11 protein-coding genes are annotated in these 13,625 nt (G+C 50.8%); 9 read left to right on the top strand and 2 right to left on the bottom strand.

Annotation, left to right across the window (positions count from 1 at the left end; genetic code table 11):
* Positions 1-16: 16 nt before the first annotated feature.
* The 4 genes from ydiB (at position 17) to SK34_RS17335 (ending at position 4,594) form a co-directional block, all read left to right on the top strand.
* Complete coding sequence (gene ydiB / locus SK34_RS17350) at positions 17-883, top strand: quinate/shikimate dehydrogenase (RefSeq protein WP_003836604.1); 867 nt, start codon at positions 17-19, stop codon at positions 881-883.
* Between the two features lie 36 nt (positions 884-919).
* Complete coding sequence (gene aroD, locus SK34_RS17345) at positions 920-1,678, top strand: type I 3-dehydroquinate dehydratase (RefSeq protein ID WP_003836605.1); 759 nt, start codon at positions 920-922, stop codon at positions 1,676-1,678.
* Between the two features lie 155 nt (positions 1,679-1,833).
* Entirely contained in the window at positions 1,834-3,429 is a 1,596-nt protein-coding gene (locus SK34_RS17340) for an acyl CoA:acetate/3-ketoacid CoA transferase (protein ID WP_048233614.1), read from the top strand.
* Between the two features lie 13 nt (positions 3,430-3,442).
* A complete protein-coding gene (locus SK34_RS17335) occupies positions 3,443-4,594 on the top strand; it encodes an acyl-CoA dehydrogenase (protein ID WP_003836610.1) in 1,152 nt (383 codons plus the stop codon).
* Positions 4,595-4,648: 54 nt separating this feature from the next.
* Here SK34_RS17335 and SK34_RS17330 read toward each other — a convergent pair whose 3' ends face one another.
* Positions 4,649-5,539 (bottom strand): AraC family transcriptional regulator, encoded by an 891-nt coding sequence (locus SK34_RS17330; protein WP_003836612.1) that lies wholly within the window; start codon positions 5,537-5,539, stop codon positions 4,649-4,651.
* Positions 5,540-6,014: 475 nt separating this feature from the next.
* Here SK34_RS17330 and SK34_RS17325 point away from each other — a divergent pair, with 475 nt between their 5' ends.
* The 5 genes from SK34_RS17325 to fadK all read left to right on the top strand — a co-directional run bounded on the left by SK34_RS17325 (position 6,015) and on the right by fadK (position 11,093).
* A complete protein-coding gene (locus tag SK34_RS17325; RefSeq protein ID WP_032935920.1) occupies positions 6,015-6,779 on the top strand; it encodes an electron transfer flavoprotein in 765 nt (254 codons plus the stop codon).
* 21 nt (positions 6,780-6,800) lie between these two features.
* The gene (locus SK34_RS17320; protein ID WP_048233613.1) at positions 6,801-7,736 is read left to right on the top strand and encodes an electron transfer flavoprotein subunit alpha; all 936 of its coding nucleotides are present in this window, start codon (positions 6,801-6,803) and stop codon (positions 7,734-7,736) included.
* 57 nt (positions 7,737-7,793) lie between these two features.
* Positions 7,794-9,083, top strand: coding sequence for an FAD-dependent oxidoreductase (locus SK34_RS17315; protein ID WP_048233611.1), 1,290 nt, complete (start codon positions 7,794-7,796; stop codon positions 9,081-9,083).
* The gene (locus SK34_RS17310) at positions 9,080-9,373 is read left to right on the top strand and encodes a ferredoxin family protein (RefSeq protein ID WP_003836621.1); all 294 of its coding nucleotides are present in this window, start codon (positions 9,080-9,082) and stop codon (positions 9,371-9,373) included. The genes SK34_RS17315 and SK34_RS17310 overlap by 4 nt, the downstream gene beginning before the upstream one ends.
* Before the next feature lie 82 nt (positions 9,374-9,455).
* Complete coding sequence (gene fadK, locus SK34_RS17305; protein WP_048233609.1) at positions 9,456-11,093, top strand: medium-chain fatty-acid--CoA ligase; 1,638 nt, start codon at positions 9,456-9,458, stop codon at positions 11,091-11,093.
* Between the two features lie 67 nt (positions 11,094-11,160).
* On the opposite strand, the gene ppsA is transcribed toward fadK, so the two are convergent.
* Entirely contained in the window at positions 11,161-13,539 is a 2,379-nt protein-coding gene (ppsA, locus tag SK34_RS17300; RefSeq protein ID WP_003030548.1) for a phosphoenolpyruvate synthase, read from the bottom strand.
* Positions 13,540-13,625 lie beyond the last annotated feature (86 nt).

Here is a 13,625-nt window from a genome sequence, read left to right as displayed (position 1 = left end):
TTAGAAGGAGTATCAAATGGACGTAACAGCTAAATATGAACTAATTGGATTGATGGCCTACCCTATCAGACACAGTCTGTCGCCTGAAATGCAAAATAAGGCATTAGAAAAAGCGGGATTGCCATTCACTTATATGGCATTTGAAGTCGATAACTCAACGTTTGCTAATGCAATTGCCGGGCTGAAGGCCTTAAAGATGCGTGGTACAGGGGTCTCAATGCCCAACAAGCAGCTAGCATGTGAATATGTTGATGAATTAACACCTGCCGCCAAACTGGTCGGTGCAATTAATACTATCGTCAATGATGATGGTTACCTGCGTGGTTACAATACCGATGGCACGGGTCATATTCGTGCAATTAAGGAAAGTGGTTTCGATATCAAAGGTAAAACCATGGTACTGTTGGGCGCAGGCGGTGCGTCGACAGCCATTGGTGCACAGGCAGCGATTGAAGGCATCAAAGAAATTAAACTCTTTAACCGCCAGGATGAGTTTTTTGCCAAAGCGCAGGAGTTTGCCAAACGCGTCAATGAAAACACCGACTGCGTGGTCACTGTTATCGATCTCGCAGATCGCCAGGCTTTTGCTGACGCACTTGCCAGCGCGGATATTTTAACCAACGGAACAAAAGTCGGCATGAAGCCGCTGGAAAATGAATCTCTCGTGACCGACGCTTCCCTGCTACGTCCGGAACTGCTGGTAACCGAATGCGTCTACAACCCGCATATGACCAAATTATTGCAGCAGGCACAAAGTGCTGGTTGCAAAACAATTGATGGTTACGGCATGTTGTTATGGCAAGGGGCTGAACAGTTCAAGCTCTGGACCGGGAAAGATTTCCCGCTGGAGTATGTGAAACAGGTTATGGGTTTTGCCGCCTGACGGGCAAGCATTTGTAGAATAGTTAAAGGGTAATCAATGAAAACCGTAACCGTAAGAAATCTCGTTATTGGCGATGGTGCGCCGAAGATCATTGTGTCGCTGATGGGTATAGACATCGCAACGGTAAAAAGCGAAGCGCTGGCCTATCGCGAAGCGGATTTCGACATTCTGGAATGGCGCGTTGACCATTTCGGCGATGTCTCTTCCACAGATGCCGTGCTGGAAGCGGCTCGCGCCATCCGCGATGTGATAGCGGACAAACCGCTACTTTTCACCTTCCGCAGCGCCAAAGAAGGCGGTGAACAGGCACTGTCTGTCGAAAACTATATTGCACTTAACCGCGCGGCGGTAGACAGCGGTCTGGTGGATATGATCGATCTGGAACTGTTTACCGGAGACGAACTGGTCAAAGCGACCGTCGAGCATGCGCACGCGAAAAATGTCTTTGTGATTATGTCCAATCACGATTTTCATAAGACACCAGCTGCAGAAGAGATTGTCCAGCGCCTGCGTAAAATGCAGGAACTAGGCGCAGACATCCCCAAAATTGCCTTGATGCCGCAAAATAAAGCGGATGTTCTGACTCTGCTTAGCGCCACGCTGGAAATGCAAGAACGCTATGCCGATCGCCCGATAATCACCATGTCGATGGCTAAAACAGGGGTGATTTCACGTCTGTCTGGTGAAGTTTTCGGTTCAGCGGCAACCTTTGGGGCAGTAAAAAAAGCCTCCGCTCCAGGACAAATTTCGGTCACCGACCTGCGTACTGTATTGACAATATTGCATCAGGCTTAATTACAGATATATCCATATTAATATAAGTAATACCCTACCCCAGATATTCGTCTAACCACGGATATCTGGCCGATGATTAAACTTTATTAAATAACTCACAATATTATTGTCGAATATAGCGACAGGTAGTCGCACGCATATAATCTGGAGTTCACATGAAATTTTCAAGACCAAATCGTATAGATGGTCGGGTACCCGTATTATCCGCAGCAGATGCAGTTAATTATATTCCTGATGAAGCAACTCTTTGTGTATTAGGTGCAGGTGGCGGTATTCTCGAAGCAACAACATTAATTAACGCGCTGGCTGAAAAATATAAAAACTCTCAGTCACCACGAAATCTAGCGTTGATTAGCCCTACAGGTCTGGGTGACCGTGCCGACCGGGGAATTAGCCCGCTGGCACAGGAAGGCTTAGTCAAATGGGCATTATGCGGACACTGGGGACAATCACCACGAATCTCCGACCTGGCGGAACAAAATAAAATTGCCGCCTATAACTATCCTCAGGGCGTATTAACCCAAACCCTGCGTGCATCGGCAGCCCACCAGCCAGGGATCCTCAGTGATATCGGCATCGGTACATTTGTTGACCCTCGCCAACAGGGCGGTAAGCTGAATGAAGTGACCACCGAAGATCTGATAAAATTGGTGGAAATTGATAACAAAGAGTACCTGTATTACAAAGCCATTGCGCCAAACATCGCCTTTATTCGCGCCACCACCTGTGACAGCGAAGGCTATGCCACCTTTGAAGATGAAGTTATGTATCTTGATGCGCTGGTGATTGCCCAGGCCGTACACAATAACGGCGGCATCGTTATGATGCAGGTGCAAAAAATGGTGAAGAAAGCCACTTTGCATCCGAAGTCGGTACGTATTCCCGGCTATCTGGTCGATATTGTGGTCATCGACCCCGACCAAACGCAACTGTACGGTGGTGCGCCGGTTAACCGCTTTATCTCTGGCGATTTTGTGCTCGATGACAGCCAACAAACTGCCCTGCCGCTCAATCAGCGTAAACTGGTGGCCCGACGCGCCCTGTTTGAAATGCGCAAAGGTGCGGTCGGCAACGTTGGCGTAGGTATTGCCGATGGCATTGGTCTCGTCGCGCGCGAAGAAGGCTGTGCTGACGATTTTATTCTGACAGTCGAAACGGGTCCGATTGGCGGCATCACCTCTCAAGGCATTGCTTTCGGTGCCAACGTCAACACTCGCGCCATTCTGGATATGACGTCCCAGTTTGACTTCTATCACGGTGGCGGGCTGGATGTGTGCTATTTAAGTTTTGCCGAAGTGGATCGCCACGGCAACGTCGGCGTACACAAATTCAATGGCAAAATCATGGGTACCGGCGGTTTTATCGATATTAGCGCCACTTCCAAAAAAATTATTTTCTGCGGCACGTTAACTGCCGGAAGTCTGAAAACGGAAGTTGCGGACGGTAAGTTAAATATCGTGCAGGAAGGTCGGGTGAAAAAATTCGTTAATGAATTACCTGAAGTGACTTTCAGCGGAAAAATTGCCCTCGAACGTGGACTTGATGTGAGTTACATCACTGAACGCGCTGTATTTACGTTAAAAGCAGATGGTCTTCATTTAATCGAAATAGCACCGGGAGTCTCTTTACAGGAAGACATCCTGGACAAAATGGATTTCACACCGATTATTTCCCCAGACCTGAAATTGATGGACGAAAGATTATTTATCGATGCCTCGATGGGCTTTGTATTACCCGACGCAGCCAATTAAAAGGAGTACCCTGATGGACTTTTCATTAACTGAAGAACAAGAACTGTTGCTTGCCAGCATTCGTGAGCTGATTACCAGCAATTTCCCGGAGGAGTATTTCCGTACCTGCGATCAGACGGCGACTTATCCGAAGGAATTTATGCGAGCCCTTGCGGACAACGGCATTTCGATGCTGGGCGTTCCGGAAGAGTTTGGCGGCATACCGGCTGATTACGTCACCCAGATGCTGGCGCTGATGGAAGTGTCAAAATGTGGCGCGCCCGCTTTTTTGATCACTAACGGTCAGTGCATCCACAGCATGCGACGTTTTGGCTCCGCCGAGCAGCTGCGTAAAACAGCAGAAAGCACCATGGAAACGGGCGATCCGGCGTATGCGCTGGCATTAACCGAGCCGGGAGCAGGCTCCGATAATAATAGTGCCACCACCAGCTACACCCGCAAAAATGGCAAGGTGTATCTCAACGGACAAAAAACGTTTATCACCGGCGCTAAAGAGTATCCGTACATGCTGGTACTGGCTCGCGACCCGGAGCCGAAAGATCCGAAGAAAGCCTTTACGTTGTGGTGGGTGGATTCTAAGAAACCGGGCATTAAGGTTAACCCGCTGCATAAAATCGGCTGGCACATGTTAAGCACCTGCGAAGTCTATCTTGATGACGTTGAAGTGGACGAAAGCGATATGGTCGGCGAAGAAGGCATGGGCTTCCTCAACGTAATGTACAACTTCGAAATGGAACGCCTGATCAACGCCGCGCGCAGCACGGGTTTTGCCGAATGCGCCTTCGAAGATGCCGCCCGCTACGCTAACCAGCGCATCGCATTTGGTAAGCCGATCGGTCATAACCAGATGATCCAAGAAAAACTGGCGCTGATGGCAATCAAAATTGAAAACATGCGCAATATGGTGCTGAAGGTCGCCTGGCAGGCCGATCAGGAACAGTCGCTGCGAACCAGTGCGGCACTGGCAAAACTGTATTGTGCACGTACGGCAATGGAAGTGATTGACGACGCAATTCAGATCATGGGCGGACTGGGTTACACCGATGAAGCACGCGTATCCCGATTCTGGCGCGATGTCCGCTGTGAGCGCATTGGCGGTGGTACCGATGAAATCATGATTTACGTCGCGGGTCGCCAAATCCTAAAGGATTATCAGAATAAGTAAGCGGTATAACTGACCGGATAGCGCAGATACGCTATCCGGGACGGTGCGGGAGAATCAAACTTCAGGCATCAAGCATTCCTGCTCAGCAAGGTTATTTTTAAACTGCTTACGATAATCGCTGGGAGTACACCCCACATGCCGCTGAAAAAGTTTGGCAAAATGATCGACGTTTTCATACCCTACCCGCCACGAAATTTCCGCCAACGAGGCCTCCGTATTGGTCAGGGAAAATTTCGCTTCTGTCATTCGCCGTTGAATAACATAATTGATGGGTGATATACGATACTCGCGGGTAAATTCATGGCAGATATAGCTCACGCTGGCGCGGAATTTTTTAGATAACTGTTCGAGAGTAATTTTTTCGCGGAAGTTGTTATTTAAATAGACCAATACATCTTTAATTAAGACATCTTTTTTAATATATCCCTGTTCAGAGCGGTAAGCATTTTTAAAGTTTTCGTAATATAACACGGTTAATGCATACGCGAATGCGTCATAAGCGGAAGACGTCAGGTTGTTCTTGCTCTGCGGGAGCATCACCCCCAGCTCATTAAAAATACTCTTAATAACCTCTTTACCCTGGCTGACGCTAATGACCGGACACGAGTGCATCTGCAATAGCTGATTGTCCTGCCAACTGTTAAACCGGAAACCGTAGAGTGCGCAGGTGTAAGTGGTAGCAGGTGCGCTGCTATCAGATGCAACCGCATGCAATCGCCCTTGCTCAATCACCACAATGTCCCCGGCATGCGCGACATACAGCGAAGAGTCGATGATTAATCTTGCAACCCCCTTTTTAACATAGATAAGCTCCGTTTCATTATCATGAACATGATGTCCGGACTCCCAGTTAGGATCATCGCTAATGACGAATCGGGAAAATCTCGGCGTTTTCCCCTGCTCAAAAAGGGTCTCAATGGCATTATCAAAGCAGCGTTGATACATGACAACCTCCACCTAAAGGCAGTAATTTTGTGAATAATGAATATCGAAAAGTGGAAACGATAATAACGTTATACAACGTTATTCCTTGCTGGCGAAACAAAATTATTTGCGTCGACTGCAAGATGATACCTCCTGCCTCATTGCGTTGTTTTCCACGTTTATTTCCGTTTGATAAAAAACGAAAAGAATAAATGTTATTAATTCAACATTAACAATTTACATATCAGAAACAAATTAAGCGTAAAAACGATAAAAAACATGATGCATTTCGCAATTATCCTTCCCTGGTTTGTTTGCTCTTTTTTCTCTTCAGTACACAAGGCCGAGCTCTCGTTTATAAAACAAGCATTCCCGCAGCACTTTTTTTTTGCAAGATTGTTGGGAATGAAAACAGATTGCCCCGTCGAAAACTGTCCCCTCTCTGCCGCAAACTATTTTCAGTTAATTTTCCCTACTGTGGATGACTGGAGATGCCATGAAAATAATAACCTGCTTTAAGTTGGTGCCTGAAGAACAGGACATTGTTGTTACCCCACAGCATTCGCTTAACTTTGACCGGGCCGATGCCAAAATCAGCCAGTTTGATCTGAATGCGATTGAGGCCGCGGCGCAACTGAGTGCGGAGGGTGATGAAATCGTCGCTTTAACCGTGGGCGGATCGCTACTGCAAAATTCCAAAGTGCGTAAAGACGTGCTGTCACGTGGACCGGACAGTTTGTTCATGGTGCAGGATCCGCAATTGGAGCATTCATTGCCCCGCGACACCGCTCAGGCGCTGGCCTGCGCGGCCAAAAATATGAATTTCGACCTGATGCTGTTCGGAGAAGGATCGGGGGATATCTATGCCCAACAGGTTGGCTTACTGGTTGGCGAACTGTTGCAACTCCCGGTGATTAACGCCGTCAGCAACATCCAACGTAACGGCGACCGCATTGTGGTTGAGCGCGTGCTGGAAGACGAGGTTGAAGTGATCGACCTGCCGCTCCCCGCCGTACTCTGCGTAACCTCGGATATCAACACGCCGCGTATTCCCTCAATGAAAGCCATTCTCGGCGCGGGTAAAAAGCCCGTCACACCATGGCAAGCCAGCGATATTGGCTGGACGCCTGCGTCACCGTTAGCGGAACTGGTAAGCCTCACCGTACCGCCACAAACGGAACGTAAGCATATCATTCTGGAAAATGACTCGGCTGAAGCCATTGCCGAACTGGCTGAACACCTGAAAAAAGCCCTGAACTAAGCTCAACGGAGAGAAATTGTCATGAGTAAATTAGCTAACGTATGGGTGTTCAGCGATAACGTAGAACGCTACGCAGAATTAATGACCGGCGCACGTCAGTGGGGTGAGCATGTCCATCTTATTGTACAAGGCAGCGAACAGGCTAATCAGGTTAAACCTCTGGGTGCCGATGAAATAATCGTGCTCGAAGCCCCCTCCGGTTTACAGCGTGTAGAAAATTACGCCGAAACCATCGCGGCGCTGATGCAAGAACACGCCGGAATGCTGTTGATGCCAGCCACAAAGCGCGCGAAATCACTTGGGGCACGGTTAAGCATCCAACTCAATGCCGCGATGGTGAACGACGCAATATCGGTGACTCTTGAGGATGGCACAGTGTTCGCAGAGCACCGAATGTATGGTGGGCTGGCATTCGGCAAAGAAAAAATCAAAAGCGCGCTGGCAATTATCACTCTTGCCCCTGGCCTGCTTGAACCTGTAGCGGAAAACGCCTCGTACAACTGCCCTGTTGTCCCAGTAGCTTACATCGCACCGCTTCATGAAATTATGTGCCAGGAACGTCGCGCTAAATCCGTGAGCAGCGTGGACCTCAGTAAAGCCAAACGTGTGGTTGGCGTGGGTCGCGGCCTGGTTGCGCAACATGATCTGGAGATGGTGCACCAGTTGGCATCGGTACTGGGGGCAGAAGTGGGCTGTTCACGCCCGATCGCCGAAGGCGAAAACTGGATGGAGCGCGAACGCTACATTGGCGTTTCTGGTGTGTTACTGAAGTCAGACCTTTATCTGACGTTGGGCATTTCAGGACAAATTCAGCATATGGTTGGCGGTAACGGCGCGAAAATCATTGTTGCTATCAACAAAGACAAGAAAGCCCCTATTTTCAATTATGCCGATTACGGCCTGGTAGGCGACATCTACAAAGTTGTTCCGGCCCTTATCGAACATCTCAGCCGCTAATCCCCCCATTTAACGCACATCTCCCGCTGCCCTTACAGCGGGAAGGGAGCATAAAGCATGTCAGATGAAAAATTTGATGCCATTGTGGTCGGTGCTGGCGTGGCGGGTACGGTTGCAGGCTACGTTATGGCTCTGTCCGGACTGGACGTGCTGGTCATTGAGCGCGGAAACAGTGCAGGCAGTAAAAATATGACCGGCGGAAGACTCTACGCGCATAGCCTTGAGCGCATCATGCCAGGGTTCGCGCAGGAGGCGCCGCTCGAGCGTAAAGTCACCCGCGAAAAAATCTCCTTTCTGACCGAAGAAAGCGCCGTCACTCTCGATTTCCATCGTGAAAAAGCTGACGCACCAACGCAGGATTCGTATACCGTTTTGCGCAACAGACTTGACCCATGGCTAATGGAAAAAGCGGAACAAGCTGGCGTGCAGTTCATCCCCGGTGTGCGCGTCGATGCTCTGATCCGCGAAGGTAATAAGGTCACCGGAGTCCAGGCCGGTGACGATATCCTGGAAGCCAATATTGTCATCCTGGCCGATGGCGTCAACTCTATGCTGGGGCGGTCCCTGGGGATGGTTCCTCCCTCTTCTGCACATCACTATGCCGTTGGCGTAAAAGAGCTGATCGGCTTACCTCCAGCGGTCATTGCAGATCGCTTCAACCTTTCAGGTAATGAAGGCGCGGCCTGGCTGTTTGCAGGCTCACCGTCTGATGGATTGATGGGAGGAGGTTTTTTGTATACCAACCAGGACTCCATCTCTCTGGGGCTGGTGTGTGGTCTGGGGGATATTGCCCATGCCACAAAAAGTATTCCACAAATGCTGGAAGACTTTAAGCAACATCCAACTATTCGACCATTGATTGCCGGTGGTGAATTACTGGAATATTCCGCGCATATGGTGCCGGAAGGCGGTCTGGCAATGGTTCCAAAGCTGGTCGATGACGGTGTGATGATCGTCGGTGATGCCGCCGGTTTCTGTTTGAACCTGGGTTTCACGGTGCGAGGTATGGATTTGGCCATCGCTTCCGCAGAAGCCGCTGCCCAAACAGCCATTGCAGCAAAAGAACGACAGGATTTCTCTGCCAGCAGCCTGATGGCCTACAAACGCGCGCTTGAACAAGGCTGTGTGATGCGTGATTTACAACATTTTCGCAAGATCCCGGCGTTGATGGAAAACCCACGTCTGTTCACCCAGTATCCGCGTATGGTGGCCGACATCATGAGCGATATGTTCACCGTTGACGGACGTCCAAATCAACCGGTTCGCAAGATGATTATGTCCCATGCCAAACAAATCGGACTGATGAACTTACTGAAAGACGGTATCAAGGGGGCAACTGCACTATGAGTCAGGACAATACTGTTAACGTTGACGTCAAACTGGGCGTCAATAAATTCAATGTCGATGAAGGCCACCCGCACATCATCCTGGCCGAACATCCAGACCTTAATGAATTTCGCAAGCTGCTGAAAGCCTGCCCCGCCGGGCTGTATAAGCAGGACGAGAGTGGAAACATTCATTTTGATTCTGCTGGTTGCCTGGAGTGCGGAACGTGTCGAGTACTGTGCGGCGACACGATCCTCGACCAATGGGAATATCCGGTCGGAACATTTGGCATTGATTTTCGCTACGGCTAACGGATTTTGCCTGTAGTACACCGGTTCGGCCACGCCGGCCATCCGGTCAGATGTATGCCGAAATCATCCAGGGAATAACTTCATGAGTATCACACTAACGTTTAACGCCGAACGTCGCGAAGTCTGGCGGCAACAGGGTTTATGGGGAGATGCTTCGCTTGGCGATTACTGGAACCAAACTGCCAGAGCCATGCCAGATAAAATCGCCGTGGTTGATAACCATGGCGCTTCATACACCTATGCTGCACTCGACAGCGCGGCCAGCAGTCTGGCAACCTGGTTTTTAGCCTGCGGTATTCAACCTGGCGATCGCATTGCCTTCCAGCTACCGGGCTGGTGCGAGTTTACGATTATCTACCTGGCCTGCCTGAAAACCGGGGCCGTTTCCGTACCGCTGCTGCCAGCATGGCGTGAAGCAGAGCTGGTATGGGTGCTGAATAAGTGCAAAGCGAAGATTTTTTTCGCACCGACGCTGTTTAAACAGACCCGACCGGTCGATCTGATCCTGCCCTTACAAAACCAGTTGCCACATCTGCAACAGATCGTTGCCGTGGATAAACTGGCTCCGGCAACGGCCTCGCTAGCGCTCAGCCAACTGCTTTTAGCTCCGCCATTAACCCAAACGATTAATGTTCACGCCGATGAACTGGCGGCGGTGTTGTTTACCTCCGGTACCGAGGGAATGCCAAAAGGCGTAATGCTGACCCACAACAACATCCTTGCCAGCGAGCGCGCCTACTGTGCCCGCCTTAATCTCACCTGGCAGGATGTGTTTTTAATGCCAGCACCACTGGGACACGCTACCGGTTTTCTGCATGGCGTTACCGCACCGTTTTTAATCGGTGCACGCAGCGTATTGTTAGATATTTTCACCCCAGCCGCCTGTCTTGAACTGCTGGAACAACAACGCTGTACCTGTGTGCTCGGCGCAACGCCCTTCGTCTACGACATGTTGTGTAGCATGGACAAACGGCCAAGCGATCTCTCATCGCTACGCTTTTTCTTATGTGGGGGCACAACCATTCCACAGAAGATTGCCCGTGACTGCCAGCATCTCGGCATAAAATTATTAAGCATTTATGGCTCGACAGAGAGTTCCCCGCATGCGCTGGTCAATCTCGATGATTCGCTTTCTCGCATGATGGATACCGACGGATATGCTGCTGCAGGCGTCGAAATTAAAGTCGTCGATGAAGCGCGCAATACGTTGCCTGTGGGTGTAGAAGGCGAAGAAGCCTCACGCGGTCCCAATGTGTTTATGGGCTATCTCGATGAACCCGAACTCACCGCCCGTGCGCTGGATCAAGACGGCTGGTATTACAGCGGCGACTTATGCCGAATGGACGATGCGGGGTACATCAAAATCACCGGACGGAAAAAAGATATCATTGTCCGCGGTGGAGAAAACATCAGCAGCCGCGAAGTTGAGGATATTTTATTGCAGCACCCCCGCATTCACGATGCCTGCGTTGTCGCGATGCCAGACGAACGCTTAGGTGAAAGGTCATGTGCTTATGTGGTGCTAAAACCGCCGCATCATTCGCTGTCACTGGAGTCAGTGGTAGCCTTTTTTAGTCGCAAGCGGGTGGCAAAGTACAAATACCCTGAGCACATTGTGATCGTGGAGAAATTACCACGCACAGCATCCGGTAAAGTACAAAAATACCAACTGCGTCAGGATATTATTCAGCGTTTGAGCGTGGAGAGTGTTGCAGGATAAAGTGCCGGATGGCGACGCTAGCGTATCTTATCCGGCCTACGTTGAATAGGCCGGATAAGGCATGATGTTACTTGTTCAGTTCAGCCAGACTTAGCCAGGTCTGTACGACAGTGTCCGGGTTCAGCGACAGGCTGTCGATCCCCTCTTCCATCAGCCAGGCCGCAAAGTCTTCATGGTCAGATGGGCCCTGACCGCAAATACCCACGTATTTGCCCTGTTTCTTGGCTGCACGAATCGCCATTGACAGCAGCGCTTTCACCGCGTCGTTACGCTCATCAAACAGTTCAGAAACCACACCAGAGTCACGATCCAGACCCAGCGCCAACTGCGTCATGTCGTTTGAGCCGATGGAGAAGCCGTCGAAGTACTCGAGGAACTGCTCGGCCAGCAAGGCGTTAGACGGGATCTCACACATCATGATGATCTTCAGTCCGTTCTCACCGCGTTTCAGCCCCTGGCGTGCCAGCTCTTCCACCACCGCTTTCGCCTGGGCAACGGTACGTACAAACGGTACCATCACTTCAACGTTAGTCAGGCCCATGTCGTTACGGACACGTTTTACTGCGTCACATTCCAGCGCGAAGCAGTCGCGGAAGCTATCGGCAACATAACGGCCCGCCCCACGGAAGCCCAGCATCGGGTTCTCTTCATGCGGTTCATAACGCTCACCGCCGACCAGGTTGGCATATTCGTTGGACTTAAAGTCAGACATACGCACGATGACGCGTTTAGGATAAAACGCCGCCCCCAGCGTCGCGATCCCTTCCGTCAGACGACCAACGTAGAATTCACGCGGAGAATCGAAACCTTTCATCATGGCGCGGATTTCATTTTGCAGCTCAGGCGTCTGGTCATCAAACTCCAGCAGTGCACGCGGGTGTACGCCAATCATGCGGTTGATGATAAATTCCAGACGCGCCAGACCGACACCTTCGTTTGGCAGGCAGGCGAAGTCGAAAGCGCGGTCCGGGTTACCGACGTTCATCATCACCTTCAACGGCAGATCCGGCATGGTCTCCACGCTGGAACTCTTCACGCTAAAATCGAGCATGTCAGCGTAAACATAACCGGTGTCGCCTTCGGCACAAGAGACAGTAACCTTCTCACCATCTTTCATGCGCTCGGTCGCATCGCCACAGCCCACCACGGCTGGGATCCCCAGCTCACGGGCAATGATTGCCGCGTGACAGGTACGACCGCCACGGTTGGTGACAATCGCCGCTGCTTTCTTCATGATCGGTTCCCAGTCCGGGTCGGTCATGTCGGTAACCAGTACGTCGCCTGGTTCGATACGGTTCATTTCGCTGATGTCCTGGATGACTTTGACCGGACCCGCGCCAATGCGGTGACCGATGGCACGACCTTCAGCAATAATTTTACCCTGCGCATGCAGCGTATAACGCTCCATCACCTGGCCACGAGAACGCACGGTTTCCGGGCGCGCCTGCACAATGAACAGCTTACCGGTATGACCGTCTTTCGCCCATTCGATATCCATCGGGCGACCGTAGTGCTTCTCGATCTGCACCGCCTGCTTGGCCAGTTCCTGCACTTCTTCGTTAGTCAGGGAGAAAATGTCGCGTTGTTCCTGCGGCACATCTTCGATCGTTACCTGCTTACCGTGTTCCTGGGTCGGCGCGTAGATCATGCGGATTTTTTTCGAACCCATGGTGCGACGAACGATAGCCGGACGGTTAGCCGCCAGCGTCGGTTTATGCACGTAGAATTCATCCGGGTTAACGGCCCCCTGCACGACCATCTCGCCCAGGCCCCATGCAGAGGTGATAAACACCACCTGATCGAAACCGGATTCGGTATCGATGGAGAACATGACGCCGGAAGACGCGAGGTCAGAACGCACCATCCGCTGCACACCCGCAGAGAGCGCTACGCCACGATGGTCATAACCCTGGTGGACACGATAAGAGATCGCGCGGTCGTTAAACAGCGAAGCAAATACGTGTTTGATGGCAACCAGCACGGCATCAAATCCCTGGACGTTGAGGAAGGTTTCCTGCTGACCGGCAAATGACGCATCTGGCATATCTTCTGCGGTAGCGGAAGATCGCACAGCAAAAGAGGCATGGGCATCGTCCGCTGACAGCTGCGCGTAGGCATCGCGGACGGCATTTTCCAGCTCCGGCTGGAAAGGAGTGTCGATAATCCACTGGCGGATCTGCGCGCCGGCTTTTGCAAGCTCGGTGACATCGTCAATATCCGTTTTATCCAGCAGCTCATAAATGCGCTGGTTTACACCGCTCTGGTCCAGAAACTGGTTAAACGCGTCGGCGGTCGTTGCAAAACCATTCGGTACGGAAACACCCATACCTGAAAGGTTAGTAATCATTTCACCCAGGGAGGCATTTTTGCCCCCAACTCTGTCTACATCATTCATGCCGAGTTGGTTATACCAAAGCACCAGCGGTGACGAGCCATTGTTGGACATCGAACAATCCTTATATTTGAACGAGGTTAGGAAACTCAATTTTGCGTAATTATCTTTGCATATTTACTCCAGCGAAAAAAACGGTG

Source organism: Citrobacter sp. MGH104 (assembly GCF_001034485.1).
Lineage (GTDB): Bacteria > Pseudomonadota > Gammaproteobacteria > Enterobacterales > Enterobacteriaceae > Citrobacter > Citrobacter freundii.
This window is presented reverse-complemented; position numbering and strand designations above follow the sequence as displayed.